This window comes from Pseudomonas sp. PNPG3, assembly GCF_023093815.1.
Taxonomy (GTDB): Bacteria; Pseudomonadota; Gammaproteobacteria; order Pseudomonadales; family Pseudomonadaceae; genus Aquipseudomonas; species Aquipseudomonas asiatica.
On the sequence record NZ_JALLKV010000024.1, the window covers coordinates 17,186 to 34,959 of the forward strand.

The 17,774-nt window shown below is 64.3% G+C and carries 15 protein-coding genes; 11 read left to right on the top strand and 4 right to left on the bottom strand.

The annotated features are described in order from the left end of the window. Nucleotides 1-5 precede the first annotated feature (5 nt). Nucleotides 6-542 carry an ATP-dependent zinc protease gene (locus tag MJ643_RS16865; RefSeq protein WP_023662146.1) on the bottom strand — a complete coding sequence of 179 codons (537 nt, stop codon included), beginning with the start codon at nt 540-542 and terminating at the stop codon, nt 6-8. Between the two features lie 329 nt (nt 543-871). Here MJ643_RS16865 and MJ643_RS16870 point away from each other — a divergent pair, with 329 nt between their 5' ends. The 6 genes from MJ643_RS16870 to prpD all read left to right on the top strand — a co-directional run bounded on the left by MJ643_RS16870 (nt 872) and on the right by prpD (nt 9,508). Next, nucleotides 872-1,588, top strand: coding sequence for a GntR family transcriptional regulator (locus MJ643_RS16870; RefSeq protein WP_013971909.1), 717 nt, complete (start codon nt 872-874; stop codon nt 1,586-1,588). After that, nucleotides 1,585-2,475: a methylisocitrate lyase gene (gene prpB, locus MJ643_RS16875; RefSeq protein WP_003259689.1), complete on the top strand. Its 891-nt coding sequence runs from the start codon at nt 1,585-1,587 to the stop codon at nt 2,473-2,475. The genes MJ643_RS16870 and prpB overlap by 4 nt, the downstream gene beginning before the upstream one ends. A 184-nt stretch (nt 2,476-2,659) precedes the next feature. Further along, nucleotides 2,660-3,787 (top strand): 2-methylcitrate synthase, encoded by a 1,128-nt coding sequence (gene prpC / locus MJ643_RS16880; RefSeq protein WP_013971911.1) that lies wholly within the window; start codon nt 2,660-2,662, stop codon nt 3,785-3,787. 169 nt (nt 3,788-3,956) lie between these two features. Further along, nucleotides 3,957-6,545 (top strand): Fe/S-dependent 2-methylisocitrate dehydratase AcnD, encoded by a 2,589-nt coding sequence (acnD, locus tag MJ643_RS16885; protein WP_015269715.1) that lies wholly within the window; start codon nt 3,957-3,959, stop codon nt 6,543-6,545. A 133-nt stretch (nt 6,546-6,678) separates the two neighbouring features. After that, complete coding sequence (prpF, locus tag MJ643_RS16890; RefSeq protein WP_013971913.1) at nt 6,679-7,869, top strand: 2-methylaconitate cis-trans isomerase PrpF; 1,191 nt, start codon at nt 6,679-6,681, stop codon at nt 7,867-7,869. 154 nt (nt 7,870-8,023) lie between these two features. Further along, a complete protein-coding gene (gene prpD, locus MJ643_RS16895; protein ID WP_047932632.1) occupies nt 8,024-9,508 on the top strand; it encodes a 2-methylcitrate dehydratase in 1,485 nt (494 codons plus the stop codon). A 176-nt stretch (nt 9,509-9,684) separates the two neighbouring features. On the opposite strand, the gene acnB is transcribed toward prpD, so the two are convergent. Next, nucleotides 9,685-12,294, bottom strand: coding sequence for a bifunctional aconitate hydratase 2/2-methylisocitrate dehydratase (acnB, locus tag MJ643_RS16900; RefSeq protein WP_023661205.1), 2,610 nt, complete (start codon nt 12,292-12,294; stop codon nt 9,685-9,687). Between the two features lie 406 nt (nt 12,295-12,700). Between acnB and MJ643_RS16905 the strand changes: the two genes are divergently transcribed. Beyond that, the gene (locus tag MJ643_RS16905) at nt 12,701-13,180 is read left to right on the top strand and encodes a DUF1289 domain-containing protein (protein ID WP_015269719.1); all 480 of its coding nucleotides are present in this window, start codon (nt 12,701-12,703) and stop codon (nt 13,178-13,180) included. Between the two features lie 130 nt (nt 13,181-13,310). On the opposite strand, the gene queD is transcribed toward MJ643_RS16905, so the two are convergent. Together queD and MJ643_RS16915 are read right to left on the bottom strand one after the other, a co-directional pair. After that, a complete protein-coding gene (queD, locus tag MJ643_RS16910) occupies nt 13,311-13,667 on the bottom strand; it encodes a 6-carboxytetrahydropterin synthase QueD (protein ID WP_003256551.1) in 357 nt (118 codons plus the stop codon). 53 nt (nt 13,668-13,720) lie between these two features. Continuing rightward, nucleotides 13,721-14,800: a patatin-like phospholipase family protein gene (locus MJ643_RS16915; RefSeq protein ID WP_044046954.1), complete on the bottom strand. Its 1,080-nt coding sequence runs from the start codon at nt 14,798-14,800 to the stop codon at nt 13,721-13,723. 279 nt (nt 14,801-15,079) lie between these two features. Here MJ643_RS16915 and MJ643_RS16920 point away from each other — a divergent pair, with 279 nt between their 5' ends. Genes MJ643_RS16920 through MJ643_RS16935 form a run of 4 tightly spaced genes read left to right on the top strand, consistent with a single transcriptional unit; the run spans nt 15,080 to nt 17,690 of the window. Beyond that, entirely contained in the window at nt 15,080-15,391 is a 312-nt protein-coding gene (locus MJ643_RS16920; RefSeq protein WP_003256549.1) for a PepSY domain-containing protein, read from the top strand. Next, a complete protein-coding gene (locus MJ643_RS16925) occupies nt 15,391-15,705 on the top strand; it encodes a PepSY domain-containing protein (protein WP_013971918.1) in 315 nt (104 codons plus the stop codon). Before MJ643_RS16920 ends, MJ643_RS16925 begins: the two co-directional genes overlap by 1 nt. After that, nucleotides 15,706-16,374 carry a response regulator transcription factor gene (locus MJ643_RS16930; RefSeq protein ID WP_013971919.1) on the top strand — a complete coding sequence of 223 codons (669 nt, stop codon included), beginning with the start codon at nt 15,706-15,708 and terminating at the stop codon, nt 16,372-16,374. Continuing rightward, nucleotides 16,371-17,690 (top strand): sensor histidine kinase, encoded by a 1,320-nt coding sequence (locus tag MJ643_RS16935; RefSeq protein WP_013971920.1) that lies wholly within the window; start codon nt 16,371-16,373, stop codon nt 17,688-17,690. Before MJ643_RS16930 ends, MJ643_RS16935 begins: the two co-directional genes overlap by 4 nt. The last annotated feature ends 84 nt before the right edge of the window (nt 17,691-17,774 follow it).

The following is a 17,774-nucleotide window of genomic DNA, read 5'->3' on the forward strand; positions in this document are numbered from 1 at the left end:
CGGGATTACTCTGCTTTGGGAGCGTCGGTGGCACAGGCAGGTTTGCCGGCCGCGTATTTAAGGCTTGGGTCGACCAGCGCGTCGAAGTGCTTGAGCGCCTCGGAGCCGATCAGCAGCGGGAACTGGAAGGCGCTGCGGTCGGTGAGGTTGACTTCGATGGTGCGCATGGCCTGGCCCATGCAGATTTCAAGTTCGATGACCGGGCGCGCGGTGTAGGCCTTGCCCGATTCGGCATCATAGTCGCCGGCCCGGCGCTTGATCTTGCTTACGCGTGCCAGCGGGCGTTCGATGGGGTGCGAATGGGCGGCGTCGATGGCCAGGTAGAAGCGCACCCAGCTTTCGCCGTTGCGCTTGAAGCGCTTGATATCGCGGGCGCTGAGCGACGCGGTCTTGGCGCCGGTGTCGAGCTTGGCGGCCACTTCCAGGTCCAGGTCGCCCAGGCGTGCATATTCGTTGAGACCGTACACGGTCTTGCCTGCGGCCTGGCCAAGGGCCGGCAGCAGGGTGAGGCAGAGCAGCAATGATGCGGGTGTAAGTCTCATATTCCTGGCGCGGTGCAGTGCAAGGTTCGGGGCTGTTTTCAAAGCCATGTTCAGAGCCGTGTTCAGGGCAAGGCGACTGGCAGCGACTGCGCAAGCTTCCTCGTTAATCTGTCAACAGCATGAATGGATGACAGACAGGCTATCCATACTCCATCGGAGGCGCGGCATTCTATCACGCCGGCGCCTTGACGCCAGCGGTGCGCGATCTGACAGCACCGGGCTGGCATTAGTTCGTTCTTAGACGATTGTCGACAATATTGATTTTGTCTTTGACTGCTTCGGTCTAATTCGCTAATTTCTGGCAAAGAGATTTTCAAGGTGTCGACAATATGCAGGACCTATCCACCCCCAGCCCGGTGCTGACAGACGAAACGGAAACCTTGTCCGAAAACGTCTTCCGGCGCATCCAGGCGGCCATCGTCAAGGGCGATATCGCCCCCGGCAGCAAGATTTCCGAGCCGGAGCTGGCGCGTACCTATGGCATCAGCCGCGGGCCGCTGCGCGAGGCCATCCACCGCCTCGAAGGCCAGCGCCTGCTGGTGCGCGTGCCGCATGTGGGGGCGCGGGTGGTGTCGCTCAATCATGCCGAACTGATCGAGCTGTACGAAATTCGCGAATCGCTGGAAGGCATGGCTTGCCGCCTGGCCGCCGAACGCATGAGCCAGGCCGACATCGACGAACTGCGCCGGGTGCTCGACACCCACGAGCGCGATGCCGCGTTCCAGGCCGGCCTGGGCTATTACCAGCAGGAAGGCGACTACGACTTTCATTACCGGATCATCCAGGGCAGCGGTAACCAGACCCTGGTCAAGATGCTCTGCGGCGAGCTGTACCAGCTGGTGCGCATGTACCGCATCCAGTTCTCCGCCACGCCCAACCGGCCGCGCCAGGCCTTTGCCGAACACCACCGCATTCTCGATGCCATCGCCGACCGTGACGGCGAGCTGGCCGAACTCCTGATGCGCCGCCACATCGGCGCGTCCAAGCGCAATATCGAGCGTCACTATCTGGACGCCCACAACAACAGCCCACGAGGTGAGAAATGACTGTGAAGAGCACCCCCGGTCAGCGTTTCCGCGACGCCGTTGCCGCTGAACATCCGCTGCAGGTGGTTGGCGCCATCAACGCCAACCATGCCCTGCTGGCCAAACGCGCCGGCTTCAAGGCCATCTACCTGTCCGGTGGCGGCGTCGCCGCCGGTTCGCTGGGCCTGCCGGACCTGGGCATCAGCGGCCTGGACGATGTACTCACCGATGTGCGCCGCATCACCGACGTGTGCGACCTGCCGCTGCTGGTGGATGTCGACACCGGTTTCGGTGCCTCTGCCTTCAACGTCGCCCGTACCGTGCGCTCGATGAGCAAGTTCGGCGCTGCCGCCATCCATATCGAGGACCAGGTTGGCGCCAAGCGCTGCGGCCACCGCCCGAACAAGGAAATCGTCAGCCAGCAGGAAATGGTCGACCGCATCAAGGCCGCAGTCGATGCCCGTACCGATGACAGCTTCGTGATCATGGCGCGTACCGATGCCCTGGCCGTCGAGGGCCTGAACGCCGCCCTGGACCGCGCCGCCGCCTGCGTCGAGGCCGGTGCCGACATGATCTTCCCGGAAGCCATCACCGAACTGCAGATGTACAAGACCTTCGCCGACCGGGTGAAGGCACCGATCCTGGCCAATATCACCGAGTTTGGCGCCACGCCGCTGTACACCACCGAGGAGCTGGCCTCGGTCGACGTGTCGCTGGTGCTGTACCCGCTGTCGGCGTTCCGCGCCATGAACAAGGCAGCCGAGAACGTGTACACCGCGCTGCGCCGCGACGGCACGCAGAAGAACGTGATCGACACCATGCAGACCCGCATGGAGCTCTACGATGCCATTGGTTACCACGCCTTCGAGCAGAGCCTCGATGCGCTGTTTGCCCAGAAGAAGGGCTGAAGGTCAAAGATTTGCGTTAGAGCGGCTGGCCTCTTCGCGGGGGCACCCGCTCCCACAGGGACCCCACAGGCATAGAGTGCCACACCGTCCCTGTAGGAGCGGGCTTGCCCGCGAAGAGGCCGGCACAGGCAAAACTGACTAGCCAGCTAGATTTCCATAACAAGTTCAAGAAAGGAGAAACACCATGGCCGAAGCAAAAGTACTCAGTGGCGCAGGCCTGCGCGGCCAGGTGGCCGGCCAGACCGCGCTGTCGACCGTGGGCCAGGCCGGTGCCGGGCTGACCTACCGCGGTTACGATGTGCGTGACCTGGCAGCCGGTGCCGAATTCGAGGAAGTCGCCTACCTGCTGCTGTACGGCGAGCTGCCGAGCAAAGCCGAACTGGCCGACTACAAGCGCAAGCTCAAGGGCCTGCGCGACCTGCCGCAAGCCCTGAAGGAAGTGCTCGAGCGTATCCCCCGTGACGCCCACCCGATGGACGTGATGCGCACAGGTTGCTCGGTGCTGGGTACCCTGGAGCCCGAACTGACCTTCGAGGCCCAGCGTGACAAGACCGACCGCCTGCTGGCACTGTTCCCGGCGGTGATGTGCTACTGGTATCGCTTCACCCACGATGGCGTGCGTATCGACTGCACTAGCGACGAAGACACCCTCGGTGGCCACTTCCTGCACCTGCTGCACGGCAAGAAGCCGAGCGAGCTGCACGTCAAGGTCATGAACGTGTCGCTGATCCTCTACGCCGAGCACGAGTTCAACGCCTCGACCTTCACCGCTCGCGTTTGTGCCTCGACCCTGTCCGACCTGTACTCCTGCGTCACCGCTGCCATCGGCTCGCTGCGCGGCCCGCTGCACGGCGGTGCCAACGAGGCGGCGATGGAATTGATCGAGCGCTTCCAGAGCCCGCAGGAAGCCACTGCCGAGCTGCTGCGCATGCTCGAGCGCAAGGACAAGATCATGGGCTTTGGCCATGCCATCTACAAAGAGTCCGACCCGCGCAACGAGGTGATCAAGGGCTGGTCGAAACAGCTCGCCGACGAAGTCGGTGACAAGGTGCTGTACCCGGTCTCCGAAGCCATCGACAAGACCATGTGGGAGCAGAAGCGCCTGTTCCCCAACGCCGACTTCTACCACGCCTCGGCGTACCACTTCATGGGCATCCCGACCAAGCTGTTCACCCCGATCTTCGTCTGCTCGCGCCTGACCGGCTGGGCGGCGCACGTCTTCGAACAGCGCGCCAACAACCGCATCATCCGCCCGAGCGCCGAGTATGTCGGCGTCGAGCAGCGCCAGTTCGTGCCGATCGAGCAGCGCTGAGTCATAGATCGCTGGGGCTGCTGCGCAGCCCTTTCGCGACACAAGGCCGCTCCCACAGGGACGGCGCAGTACCTGTGGGAGCGGCCTTGTGTCGCGAAAGGGGCGCGTAGCGCCCCCAAGGCCTGAGCCGCACCTGCCCCCGAATACCGTGACCGAGCCTGATAACGATATGAACACTGCATTCCGCAAGCACCTGCCAGGCACCGACCTGGACTACTTCGATGCCCGCGCGGCGGTCGAGGCCATCAAGCCCGGCGCCTACGATGGCCTGCCTTACACCTCTCGCGTACTCGCCGAGAACCTGGTGCGCCGCTGCGACCCGGCTACCCTCGACGCCTCGCTGGGCCAGCTGATCGAGCGCAAGCGCGACCTCGACTTCCCGTGGTTCCCGGCCCGCGTGGTGTGCCACGACATTCTCGGCCAGACTGCACTGGTCGACCTCGCCGGCCTGCGTGACGCCATTGCCGACAAAGGCGGCGACCCGGCCCAGGTCAACCCTGTGGTGCCGGTGCAGCTGATCGTCGACCACTCGCTGGCCGTCGAGTGCGGTGGTTTCGACCCGCAGGCCTTCGAAAAGAACCGCGCCATCGAAGACCGCCGCAACGAAGACCGCTTCCACTTCATCAACTGGACCAAGAAGGCGTTCAAGAACGTCGACGTGATCCAGCCGGGCAACGGCATCATGCACCAGATCAATCTGGAGAAGATGTCGCCGGTGATCCACAACGACCGTGGCGTGGCCTACCCGGACACCTGCGTCGGCACCGACAGCCACACCCCGCATGTCGACGCCCTGGGCGTGATCGCCATCGGCGTGGGTGGCCTGGAGGCCGAGAACGTGATGCTCGGCCGTGCCTCGTGGATGCGCCTGCCGGAAATCGTCGGCGTCGAGCTGACCGGCAAGCTGGCGCCGAACATCACCGCCACCGACCTGGTGCTGGCCCTGACCGAATTCCTGCGCAAGCAGAAAGTCGTCGGCGCCTACCTGGAGTTCCACGGCGAGGGTGCACGTGCCCTGACCCTGGGCGACCGCGCCACCATTTCCAACATGGCCCCGGAATATGGCGCCACTGCGGCGATGTTCGCCATCGACCAGCAGACCATCGACTACCTGCGCCTGACCGGTCGCGAAGAGCAACAGGTCAAGCTGGTGGAAACCTATGCCAAGGCCACCGGCCTGTGGGCCGACAGCCTGGGCGGCGCAGTCTACGAGCGCACCCTGAGCTTCGACCTGTCGAGCGTGGTGCGCAACATGGCCGGCCCGTCCAACCCGCATGCCCGCGTCGCCACCAGCGACCTGGCGGCCAAAGGCATCGCCGGCAGCTGGGAAGAAGTGCCAGGGCAGATGCCAGATGGCGCGGTGATCATTGCTGCCATCACCAGCTGCACCAACACCAGCAACCCGCGCAACGTGATTGCCGCAGGCCTGCTGGCGCGCAATGCCAACAAACTGGGGCTGGCCCGCAAGCCGTGGGTCAAGTCGTCGCTGGCGCCTGGTTCCAAGGCCGTGCAGCTGTACCTGGAAGAGGCCGGGCTGGAGAAGGAGCTGGAACAGCTCGGCTTTGGCATCGTCGCCTTCGCCTGCACCACCTGCAACGGCATGTCCGGTGCCCTGGACCCGGTGATCCAGCAAGAAATCATCGACCGTGACCTGTACGCCACCGCCGTGCTGTCGGGCAACCGCAACTTCGACGGGCGCATCCACCCGTATGCCAAGCAGGCGTTCCTCGCTTCGCCGCCACTGGTGGTGGCCTACGCCATCGCCGGTACCATCCGCTTCGACATCGAGAAAGATGTGCTGGGCGTGGTCGATGGCAAGGAAATCCGCCTCAAGGATATCTGGCCCAGCGACGAAGAAATCGACGCCGTGGTACGTGCCGCGGTCAAGCCGGAGCAGTTCCGCAAGGTGTACATCCCGATGTTCGCCATCGAGGAAGACCGTGGGCCGAAGGTGGCGCCGTTGTATGACTGGCGCCCGATGAGCACCTACATCCGCCGCCCACCTTACTGGGAGGGTGCCTTGGCCGGTGAACGGACCCTGCGCGGCATGCGCCCGCTGGCAGTGCTGCCGGACAACATCACCACCGACCACCTGTCGCCGTCCAACGCCATCATGCTCGACAGCGCTGCCGGCGAGTACCTGGCGAAGATGGGCCTGCCGGAGGAGGACTTCAACTCTTACGCTACCCACCGTGGCGACCACCTGACCGCCCAGCGCGCCACCTTTGCCAACCCCAAGCTGTTCAACGAAATGGTGCGCAAGGAAGACGGCAGCGTGAAGCAGGGCTCGCTGGCGCGTATCGAGCCGGAAGGCAAGGTCACCCGCATGTGGGAGGCGATCGAGACCTACATGGAGCGCAAGCAGCCACTGATCATCGTCGCCGGTGCCGACTACGGCCAGGGTTCGTCCCGTGACTGGGCGGCCAAGGGTGTGCGTCTGGCCGGTGTCGAGGCGATCGTCGCTGAAGGCTTCGAGCGTATTCACCGTACCAACCTGGTGGGCATGGGCGTACTGCCGCTGGAGTTCAAGCCGGGCACCGACCGCAAGACCCTCGGCCTGGATGGCAGCGAAACCTATGACGTGCTGGGCGCGCGCACGCCGCGGGCGACGCTGACCCTGGTGGTTACCCGCGCCAACGGCGAGCGCCTGGAGGTACCGGTGACCTGCCGCCTGGACACCGCCGAGGAAGTGTCGATCTACGAGGCCGGCGGGGTGCTGCAGCGCTTCGCTCAGGACTTCCTCGAAGCGACCGCCTAATCAAGAGCAGCGCGGTCCTCTGTGGGAGCGGGTTTACCCGCGAATGCGTCAGCAGATACAACATTGTTTTCTGATCGGACGCTTTCGCGGGTGAACCCGCTCCCACAGGGGGTGCGCAAGACAGGAATTGAACATGGCTCATGTACCGCAAGTAAAAATCCCCGCCACCTACATCCGTGGCGGCACCAGCAAAGGCGTGTTCTTCCGCCTGCAAGACCTGCCCGAGCAGGCGCAGATCCCCGGCCCGGCCCGCGACGCACTGCTGCTGCGGGTGATCGGCAGCCCCGACCCTTACGGCAAGCAGATCGACGGCATGGGCGGTGCCACTTCGAGCACCAGCAAGACCGTGATTCTGTCGCAGAGCATCAAGCCTGAGCACGACGTCGACTATCTGTTCGGCCAGGTCAGCATCGACAAGGCCTTCGTCGACTGGAGCGGTAACTGCGGCAACCTCTCCGCCGCGGTCGGTTCGTTCGCCATCAGCAGCGGCCTGGTCGACCCGGCACGCATTCCGCGCAATGGCATCGCCACCGTGCGCATCTGGCAGGCCAACATCGGCAAGACCATCATCGCCCATGTGCCGATCACCGAAGGTGAAGTACAGGAAACCGGCGACTTCGAGCTGGACGGGGTGACCTTCCCGGCCGCCGAGGTGCAGCTGGAATTCCTCGATCCGGCGGCCGACGAAGATGGCGACGGCGGGGCGATGTTCCCCACCGGCAACCTGGTCGATGACCTCGAGGTGCCGGGTGTCGGTACGTTCAAGGCGACCCTGATCAATGCCGGCATCCCGACCATCTTCGTCAATGCGGCGGATATCGGCTACACCGGCACCGAACTGCAGGACGCCATCAACGGTGACTCGCAGGCGCTGCTGCGCTTCGAGACGATTCGCGCCCATGGCGCCGTGCGCATGGGCCTGATCGACAACGTCGACCAGGCTGCCGGGCGTCAGCACACGCCGAAAGTGGCTTTCGTCGCGCCGCCGAGCACCTACACTGCGTCCAGTGGCAAAGCGGTGCAGGCAGGTGATATCGACCTGCTGGTACGGGCCTTGTCGATGGGCAAGCTGCACCATGCAATGATGGGGACGGCCGCGGTGGCCATCGGTACCGCGGCGGCCATTCCGGGCACGCTGGTCAACCTCGCCGCAGGCGGGGGCGAGCGCAGCGCCGTGCGTTTCGGCCACCCCTCGGGCACCCTGCGGGTGGGGGCCGAGGCGCGCCAGGTGAATGGTGAATGGACAGTGACCAAGGCAATCATGAGCCGCAGTGCTCGCGTGCTGATGGAGGGCTGGGTTCGCGTGCCTGGCGATAGCTTCTAACGCACCACTGGCGCTCGGCTTTAGTTCGTTGGGGCCGCTTTGCGCCCCTTCGCGGGCAAGCCCGCTCCTACACGGTTTGCGCGGTACCTGTAGGAGCGGCCTTGTGTCGCGAAGGGCTGCAAAGCAGCCCCGGCAATTCTGAAGGGAGCTGGATATGAGCGCCAACGTAGACCTCAACGCCCGCCCGGACTACGACCGGGTGCTGCAAACCCTCGCCGATTACGCCCTCACGTATCGGGTCGAATCCGCCGAAGCCCTGGATACCGCGCGCAACTGCCTGATGGATACCCTCGGCTGCGGCCTGCTGGCTCTGCGCTTCCCCGAATGCACCAAGTTGCTAGGCCCCCAGGTGGAAGGCACCCTGGTGCCCAACGGCGCCCGCGTGCCCGGCACCGCCTACCGCCTCGACCCGGTCAAGGCTGCCTGGGACATCGGCTGCACGGTTCGCTGGCTGGACTATAACGATACCTGGCTGGCCGCCGAATGGGCCCACCCGTCGGACAACCTCGGCGGCATCCTGGCCGTTGCCGATCACCTGTCGCAGAAGCGCGTGGCCGCAGGTGAAGCGCCACTGCTGATGCGCGATGTGCTCGAAGCCATGGTCATGGCTCACGAGATCCAGGGCGTGCTGGCGCTGGAAAACGCCTTCAACCGCGTTGGCCTCGACCATGTGATTCTGGTCAAGGTAGCCTCCACCGCCGTGTGCGCCAGGCTGATGGGGGCCAACCGTGAGCAGATGCTGAGCGCCTTGTCCCACGCGTTCGTCGATGGCCAGGCGCTGCGTACCTACCGCCATGCGCCCAACGCTGGTTCGCGCAAATCGTGGGCCGCCGGGGATGCTTCCAGCCGTGGCGTGCGCTTGGCCGACATTGCCCTGCGTGGCGAGATGGGCGTGCCTGGCGTGCTCACCGCGCCGCAGTGGGGCTTCTACGATGTGCTGTTCAGCCACACCAACAAGGACCTGGCGCTCAAGCCGTCCGAGCAGCAAGAGCTGCGCCTGCCGCAAGCCCTGGGTAGCTACGTGATGGAAAACGTGCTGTTCAAGGTCAGTTTCCCTGCCGAGTTCCACGCCCAGACCGCCTGTGAGGCTGCGGTAACATTGCATCCGCTGGTACGTAACCGCCTGCACGAGATCGACCGTATCGTCATTACCACTCAGGAGTCGGCGATCCGCATCATTTCCAAGAGCGGCTCGCTGGCCAATGCCGCCGACCGCGACCACTGCCTGCAGTACATGGTGGCAGTGCCACTGATTTTCGGGCATCTGGTGGCCGAGCATTACGAAGACGCCTTCCATGCCAACCACCCAAGCATCGACCGCCTGCGTGAAAAGATGGAGGTGGTGGAAGACCCGCGCTTCAGCCGTGAGTACCTGGAGCCGGACAAGCGCTCGATCGCCAATGCGCTGCAAGTGTTCTTCAAGGATGGCAGCAGTACCGAGCAGGTGGTGGTGGAGTACCCGATCGGGCATCGCCGGCGGCGAGGGGAGGGCATACCGTTGCTGGAGGCCAAGTTCAGGGACAACCTGGCGACGCGCTTTGCGCGGCAGAGGTGTGGGGAGATCGTGGATGTGTGCAAGAACCAGCAGAAGCTGGAGCAGATGGCGGTGCACAGGTTTGTCGACCTGTTCGTGATCTGAGGTTGCCTGTGCTGGCCTCTTCGCGGCTAAAGCCGCTCCCACAAGGTCTTGCGCAGCCCTCGAAAACTGTGGGGGCCATGTGGGAGCGGCTTTAGCCGCGAAGAGGCCGGTACAGGTGGAAACAAGAAAGCCCCGACATTTCTGCCGGGGCTTTCTTTTACGTCTTACAACTCAGCTTATGCCTGAACCACCGGGATCTTGGCGTTGGCTGCCGCTTCGCGGAACTCGGCGATCTGGTCGAAGCTCAGGTAGCGGTAAACGTCGGCAGCCATGCTGTCGATGTCCTTCGCGTACTGCATGTACTCTTCGACGGTCGGCAGCTTGCCGATGATCGAAGCGACAGCGGCCAGCTCGGCCGATGCCAGGTACACGTTGGTGGCGTCGCCCAGACGGTTCGGGAAGTTACGGGTCGAGGTGGAGACCACGGTCGAGCCGGTCTGCACACGTGCCTGGTTACCCATGCACAGCGAGCAGCCTGGCATTTCCATGCGCGCGCCAGCCTTGCCGTAGATGCCGTAGTAGCCTTCTTCGGTCAGCTGGTGAGCGTCCATCTTGGTTGGCGGAGCCAGCCACAGACGGGTCGGGATACCGCCCTTGACCTTGTCCAGCAGCTTGCCGGCAGCGCGGAAGTGGCCGATGTTGGTCATGCACGAACCGATGAACACTTCGTCGATCTTCTCGCCCTGTACCGAAGACAGCAGGCGGGCATCGTCCGGGTCGTTCGGTGCACAGAGCACAGGCTCTTTCACTTCGGCCAGGTCGATTTCGATGATCTCGGCGTATTCGGCATCAGCGTCAGCCGACAGCAGCTCAGGCTTGGCCAGCCAGGCTTCCATGGCTTGGGCGCGGCGCTCCAGGGTGCGGGCATCGCCGTAGCCTTCGCCGATCATCCAGCGCAGCAGGGTGATGTTGGACTGCAGGTACTCGGCGATGGCCTTCTCTGGCAGCTTGATGGTGCAACCGGCAGCGGAACGCTCGGCCGAGGCGTCGGACAGCTCGAAGGCTTGCTCGACGGTCAGCTCGTTCAGGCCTTCGATCTCGAGGATGCGGCCGGAGAAGATGTTCTTCTTGCCCTTCTTCTCGACGGTCAGCAGGCCCTTCTGGATGGCGTAGTAAGGGATGGCGTGGACCAGGTCACGCAGGGTGATGCCTGGCTGCAGTTTGCCCTTGAAGCGCACCAGCACGGATTCTGGCATGTCCAGCGGCATGACGCCGGTGGCGGCGGCGAAGGCCACCAGGCCGGAACCGGCCGGGAACGAGATGCCGATCGGGAAGCGGGTGTGCGAGTCGCCACCGGTACCCACGGTGTCAGGCATCAGCATGCGGTTCAGCCAGCTGTGGATGATGCCGTCGCCCGGGCGCAGCGACACGCCGCCACGGGTGCGGATGAAGTCTGGCAGGGTGTGGTGGGTGGTGACGTCGATCGGCTTCGGATAGGCCGCGGTGTGGCAGAACGACTGCATCACCAGGTCAGCGGAGAAGCCCAGGCACGCCAGGTCCTTCAGCTCGTCGCGGGTCATCGGGCCAGTGGTGTCCTGGGAACCGACGGTGGTCATCTTCGGCTCGCAGTAGGCACCTGGGCGCACGCCCTGGCCTTCCGGCAGGCCGCAGGCACGGCCGACCATTTTCTGTGCCAGGGTGAAGCCCTTGCCCGAATCGGCAGGCTGCTCCGGCTTCTTGAACAGGTCGGAGGCGCCCAGGCCCAGTTCGGCACGGGCCTTCTCGGTCAGGCCACGGCCGACGATCAGCGGGATACGGCCGCCAGCGCGGACTTCATCCAGCAGCACTTCGGTTTTCAGCTCGAAGGTGGTGACCAGTTCGTCGCTGCCGTTACGGCGCACTTCGCCCTTGAACGGGTAAACGTCGATGACGTCGCCCATGGCCAGGTTGGTGCAGTCGAATTCGATCGGCAGGGCGCCGGCGTCTTCCATGGTGTTGTAGAAGATCGGGGCGATCTTGGTACCGAAGCAGAAACCACCGGCGCGCTTGTTCGGTACGTACGGAATGTCGTCGCCGAAGAACCACAGCACCGAGTTGGTGGCGGATTTGCGCGAAGAACCGGTACCGACCACGTCACCGACGTAGGCAACCGGGTAACCCTTGGCCTTGACCGCTTCGATCTGGGCCAGCGGGCCGACCGAACCAGGCTGCTGCGGCTCGATGCCGTCGCGGGCCATCTTCAGCATGGCCAGTGCGTGCAGCGGGATGTCAGGGCGCGACCAGGCGTCCGGGGCAGGGGACAGGTCGTCGGTGTTGGTTTCGCCAGGGACCTTGAACACGGTCAGGGTGTACTTGTCGGCGATGGCCGGACGCGAGGTGAACCACTCGCCGGCAGCCCAGGATTCCAGCACGGCCTTGGCGTGAACGTTGCCGGCCTTGGCTTTTTCGGCCACGTCGTGGAAGGCATCGAACATCAGCAGGGTGTGCTTGAGCTGTTCGGCCGCGACGGCGCCCAGTTCGGCGTCATCCAGCAGTGCGACCAGCGTTTCGATGTTGTAGCCGCCCTGCATGGTGCCCAGCAGTTCGGTGGCGTGCTTGCGGTCGATCAGAGGCGACTTGGCTTCGCCTTTGGCGACGGCGGAGAGGAAAGCGGCCTTGACATAGGCAGCTTCGTCGACCCCTGGCGGTACGCGGTGGGTGATCAGGTCTACGAGGAAGGCTTCTTCGCCGGCCGGCGGGTTTTTCAGCAGCTCGACCAGGCCTGCAGTTTGTTCGGCGTTCAGCGGCTGGGGCACGATACCCAGGGCGGCACGCTCTTCGATGTGTTTGCGGTAGGCTTCAAGCACAGTTATTTCCCTCATCAGTGGTCCCTAAAGGGGGTCCGGGACGCTCATCCAGCATTCAATGCACCCATGCGCTGCCACGGCTTTGTGGGCCGCCCAGCCAGAGTCGCAAAGAATCCTTACAGAAGCTGCTTTCAAAGTTTTACGCCTGCAGAACGGGGAGCTGATGAGGGCTGGCACGGGCATGCGAGGGATGCATGGCCCGGGCCAACACCGTTCTACCGGATGAACTGTGCTCGTGACGCTTTGAAAACAGCTTCCAACGGACATTGTTGCCTTTGAAAAGGCGGGATGATTCTACGGCAAAAAAAGCCCGAAGGTAAGGCGGCGAAGATGACTTTAACGAGTGACCCTGGTTAGACAAAGGGCTAACATGGGTTCGTGTTCCATCGCCAAGCTGTTGTTTTTCATGTCCAACAAGTCCATCAAGACCCCTTGTGTCGGCCTGTGCTCCACGGTTTACGGAGACACGGTTTGCCGTGGCTGCAAGCGGTTTCACCACGAAGTGATCAGCTGGAACGGCTACGACGATGCGCAGAAGCGCGCCGTGTGGCTGCGCCTGGAGCAGCTGCTGGTGCAGGTGATGATGGCCAAGCTGGAGGTGTTCGACAAAGGCCTGCTGCGCCAGCAACTGGAGCAGCGTTCCATCCGCTTTGTCGAGCAGCAGTCGGAATATTGCTGGGCGTACCAGCTGATTGCCCGCGGGGCGCGGATGATCCGTGACCTGGAAGCCTACGGCATGGTGCTGTTGCCGGAATTTCGCGACTGGGAGCTGCCGCAGTTGCGCGACGCCATCGACCGCGAGTTCTTCCTGCTGTCCGAGGCGCATTACCAGCGCTACATCGCCCCCGGTTTCCTGCGCGATGCCTTGGAGGCGGGGCAGGGCTGAAGCTTTATTGGTGAAGCTGCCGGCCTCTTCGCGGGCACGCCCGCTCCCACAGGTGTATCACAGACCTCGAGAACGGTGGGCATCCTGTGGGAGCGGGCATGCCCGCGAATGGGCTGGTGCGTTTACCAAATCAGTCGCCGGTATATTCGCAACCGCTGGTGCAGGTTTCGTGGATGCGCACCTTCGACAGTTCCGGCAGCAGCGGCTTGACCTGGTCCCAGATCCACTTGGCGATCACTTCGCTGGTGGGGTTTTCCAGGCCCGGGATGTCGTTCAGGTAGTTATGGTCCAGTTGCTCGTAGATCGGCTTGAAGATCGCCTTGATCTCGGCGAAGTCGCGGATCCAGCCGGTGTGCGGGTCGAGCGGGCCGGTCAGGTGCAGGCCGACCTTGAACGAGTGGCCGTGCAGGCGACCGCATTTGTGCCCGGCAGGGACGTGCGGCAGGCGGTGGGCCGATTCGAATGTGAATTCCTTGAAGATTTCCACGCTGTCATAACTCTATGTGAATCAAGAATGCGCGCAGTCTACCAGCATGGCCGCTACAAGGCTTGCAGGCGTTCATGCAACCGCCCGGTGGCAATCAGTTCCAGCAGCTCGTCGCCCAGCCGCTGGCTCTCGGCAATGGCCTTGTACCAGTAGCGCTTGCGGCCAGGCGCATCGCCCATGAAACGCTTGAAGTCATTGCGGTCGGGCAGCTTGCCGTAGGGCAGGGCCGCCAGGTACTGCGGCGAGGGCGTCATCAGCAGCACGTTCTGCAGGCGCGTGGCATCGCCCTTGCGCCAGGGCAGGGCCTTGTCGAACCAGCCGGGTACGACCTTGTCGGTGAAGTGCGGGTACAGCACCAGGTCGTCGCCGCGGTAGGGCAGGTCGAGGTGGTAGTCGAGCAGGCCGCCGTCGCGGTAGGTGCCTGCACCTGCACCGGGGATGTCTTTCACGCCTTCCATGACCATGGGGATGGAGCCCGAGGCAAGCAGGGCATGGCGCAGGTTGGCCAGGTCCAGCGGCAGGCAGCGCGAGGGGAAGTCGGTCAGTGCGTCGAGCGGCGGCGTGGCGCGGCCGTCGTGCAGGATGACGCGCTCGAAGTGCCGTGCCAGGTGCGAGCGGCCGAGCAGGTTGCTGGCGATCACCGAACCCAGGCCGAGGCCCAGGCGGCCCCGATGGTCGTGGGCGAGCTGGCCATGGCTCTTCACCACCAGGATGTTCAGGCGATAGTGCGGGTTGGCCAGCAGCTGGCTGTCGCGGCCTTGCAGCAGGTCATCGAGCATGTGTTGGCAGCTGCGGCTGATTTCGGCCGGGGTGACGCCCTTGGCGAAATCCTGCTCGGTGTACAGTTCGCCCAGGCGACGGATGCCTGCGACCGGGTCGTCGAGGCAGGCACTGGCAAAGCGCCAGGCGCCGATCGAGGCGCCGATCAGCGCACGTTGGCGTGGTGCCGACGGCAGCCACTCACCGAACAGCGCCAGGTCCAGGCCCTGGATGCCCAGCGGCTTCGGCCCGCCAGCCGCACCCGGCAGCACACCGACATCGGCCGCCTGCAGGCCGCGCTCGCGGACCTGCCGCAGGGCGCGTTGGCCGGCCTTGAAGGTGAGGGCGGGGTATTTGATGTGAATGGCGTTCATGGCGGATCTCTTGGGCAGCAGGCGGTCATTATAAGGCTTCATGCGAATACCCTGTGGGAGCGGGTTCACCCGCGAAGCATGCAACATGGTGTATGGCACCGGCTGCGCCGGTGTTCGCGGGCAAGCCCGCTCCCACAGGGACCGCGCAGGATTCGGTGATCGCGAGACAGCAGCCTGACCTGCGCTATCATGGCGCCAGTTGTTTTCAGGTTGAATTAAGGACCGGTGGTTAATCTTAACCCCGTAGACAACTTGCACAGTTCTCAGGAGAGAAGAACGATGAAACGCATGACTGCCCTGTTCACCGTAGCCGCCGCCCTTGCCCTGGGCGCCCATTCCGCCATCGCCAAGGATGTGCAGCCCGACGAAGTGGTCAAGCTGGTCAATGCCAAGACCGTCAAGTCGCTGGACGAACTCAAGGCCGCCGCCGTGGCCAAGCACCCGGGTGCCACCGTCACCGACTCGGAACTTGAAGATGAGTACGGTCGCTACGTCTACAAGGTCGAGCTGCGCGACACGCAGAACGTCGAATGGGACGTGGCGCTGGACGCCAAGACCGGTGAAGTGCTGAAGGACGAGCGGGACAACTGATGATCCACCTACTGCGGCCGGCGCGCTACTTCGCGCTGGCGCTGCTGGCCGTCTGTTCCCTGGCCGTTGCCCGTGACCTTGATCAGGACGAAGCCCTGGAACTGCGCCAGAAGGGCATCATCCTGCCGCTCGAGCATCTGTTGGAGACCGCCCTGGGGCGTCACCCCGGGGCGCGCCTGCTGGAGGCCGAGCTGGAAGAAGACGACAATCGCTACGAATACGAAGTCGAGTTGCTGACAGCTGAAGGCGTGGTGCGCGAGATCAAACTCGATGCCAGCAGCGGTGCCCTGCTAAAAGACGAGGAAGACGACTGAATGCGCCTGTTGCTTGTCGAGGACAATGTACCGTTGGCCGATGAACTTACCGCAGGCCTGCAGCGCCAGGGCTACGCCGTGGATTGGCTGGCCGATGGCCGCGACGCGGTGTATCAGGGCCAGAGCGAACCCTACGACCTGATCATCCTGGACCTTGGCCTGCCGGGCCTGCCGGGCCTGGAAGTGCTGGCCCAGTGGCGTGCCGCCGGCCTGGCCACGCCGGTGTTGATCCTTACTGCCCGTGGCTCGTGGGCCGAGCGTATCGAAGGGCTGAAGGCCGGGGCGGATGACTACCTGAGCAAACCCTTCCACCCCGAAGAACTGCAGCTGCGCATCCAGGCGTTGTTGCGCCGTGCCCGTGGCCTGGCCAACCAGCCAACGCTGGAAGCGGCCGGCCTGCACCTGGACGAAAGCCGGCAGTGCGTGAACCGTGACGGCGTGGATATCCAGCTGACCGCCGCCGAGTTCCGCCTGCTGCGCTACTTCATGCTGCATCCGCAGCAGATCCTGTCCAAGAGCCACCTGGCCGAGCACCTCTACGACGGTGAAACCGAGCGCGACTCCAACGTGCTGGAAGTGCACGTCAACCACTTGCGACGCAAGCTGGGCCGCAGCGTCATCGAGACCCGCCGCGGGCAGGGCTACATCTACGCCGGGAGCGCCGCGTGAAGTCGATCCAGGCGCGCCTGAGCCTGGGCCTGGTGGCGGTGCTGGTGGTGGTCGGCCTGGTGCTGGCGCAGCTGACCCTGTGGTTGTTCGAGGTCGGCCTGCAGCGCTACCTGGAGAATGGCCTGCGCAAGGAAAGCGAAAACCTGTTGGTGGCCCTGGTGCGCGGGCCTTCGGGTCTGCAGCTGGATGAGCGGCGTATCTCGGCCGCCTACCAGCGGCCGTTTTCCGGCTATTACTTCCGCATCGATTTCGATAAAGGCACCTGGCGTTCCCGGTCGCTGTGGGATCTGGACATGCCCAAGCCCGCCGCGCCGGGCCTTTCCGACAGCCACGAACTCGGCCCGGAAGGCCAGCAACTGCTTGCCCTGCGTGCTGACTACCGGCGCCTGGGCCAGGACATCTCGATCAGCGTGGCACAGGATTATTCACCGGTACGCGAAGGTTTCCGGCGCCTGCAGCAGATCGGCCTGGGCATGGGCCTGGTGGCGCTGATCCTGGTGCTGGTGTTGCAGCGCATCACCGTGACCCGCTCGCTGCGGCCACTGGAGCGGGCGCGCCAGCAGATCGCCCAGTTGCAGCAGGGCCAGCGCTCGCAGCTGGATGCCGAAGTGCCCAGCGAACTGGCGCCGCTGGTGGGGCAGATCAACCACCTGCTGAGCCATACCGAAGACAGCCTGCGCCGCTCGCGCAATGCCCTGGGCAACCTGGGCCATGCATTGAAGACGCCGCTGGCGGTGTTGCTGAGCCTGGCCTCCAGCGAGCGCCTGAAAGACCTGCCGGATGTTCGCGCGCAGATGCGCGAGCAACTGGAGCAGATTCAGCAGCGCCTGGCGCGTGAGCTGAACCGTGCGCGCCTGGCGGGGGATGCGCTGCCTGGCGCGCAGTTCGACTGCGACGTCGAACTGCCGGGGTTGCTGGGGACGCTGGGCATGATCCATGGCGAGGGCCTGCTGCTGGCCAGGGATGTGCCGCCCGGGCTGCTGCTGCCGTGGGACCGCGAGGACTTCCTGGAACTGCTCGGCAACCTGCTGGACAACGCCTGCAAGTGGGCCGACAGCGAGGTGCGGCTGGGTATCGCGCCGAGTGCCGATGGCTACCAGGTGTGGGTCGATGATGATGGCCCCGGTATCCCCGAGGGCCAGCGGCAGCAGGTGCTGGAGCGCGGTTCGCGGCTGGACGAGCAGGTAGACGGGCACGGGCTGGGGTTGGGCATCGTGCGCGATATCGTCGAGGCCTGGGGCGGGCGCCTGGCGCTGCTGGATAGCCCGTTGGGCGGGCTGCGGGTGAGCATAGACTTGCCGCGCAAGGCTCGGTAATACCAGGGCCCTGTGGGAGCGGGTTTACCCGCGAACACCGGCGAAGCCGGTGCCATGCACCGTGTCGCATTCTTCGCGGGTGAA

Coding starts and splice junctions, on each gene's coding strand:
- MJ643_RS16930 (WP_013971919.1), top strand. CDS start 15,706: ATGCGCCTGTTGCTTGTCGAGGACAATGTACCGTTGGCCGATGAACTT.
- prpB (WP_003259689.1), top strand. CDS start 1,585: ATGACTGTGAAGAGCACCCCCGGTCAGCGTTTCCGCGACGCCGTTGCC.
- MJ643_RS16905 (WP_015269719.1), top strand. CDS start 12,701: ATGTCCAACAAGTCCATCAAGACCCCTTGTGTCGGCCTGTGCTCCACG.
- MJ643_RS16920 (WP_003256549.1), top strand. CDS start 15,080: ATGAAACGCATGACTGCCCTGTTCACCGTAGCCGCCGCCCTTGCCCTG.
- MJ643_RS16865 (WP_023662146.1), bottom strand. CDS start 542: ATGAGACTTACACCCGCATCATTGCTGCTCTGCCTCACCCTGCTGCCG.
- MJ643_RS16870 (WP_013971909.1), top strand. CDS start 872: ATGCAGGACCTATCCACCCCCAGCCCGGTGCTGACAGACGAAACGGAA.
- prpF (WP_013971913.1), top strand. CDS start 6,679: ATGGCTCATGTACCGCAAGTAAAAATCCCCGCCACCTACATCCGTGGC.
- MJ643_RS16915 (WP_044046954.1), bottom strand. CDS start 14,800: ATGAACGCCATTCACATCAAATACCCCGCCCTCACCTTCAAGGCCGGC.
- prpD (WP_047932632.1), top strand. CDS start 8,024: ATGAGCGCCAACGTAGACCTCAACGCCCGCCCGGACTACGACCGGGTG.
- prpC (WP_013971911.1), top strand. CDS start 2,660: ATGGCCGAAGCAAAAGTACTCAGTGGCGCAGGCCTGCGCGGCCAGGTG.
- MJ643_RS16925 (WP_013971918.1), top strand. CDS start 15,391: ATGATCCACCTACTGCGGCCGGCGCGCTACTTCGCGCTGGCGCTGCTG.
- acnD (WP_015269715.1), top strand. CDS start 3,957: ATGAACACTGCATTCCGCAAGCACCTGCCAGGCACCGACCTGGACTAC.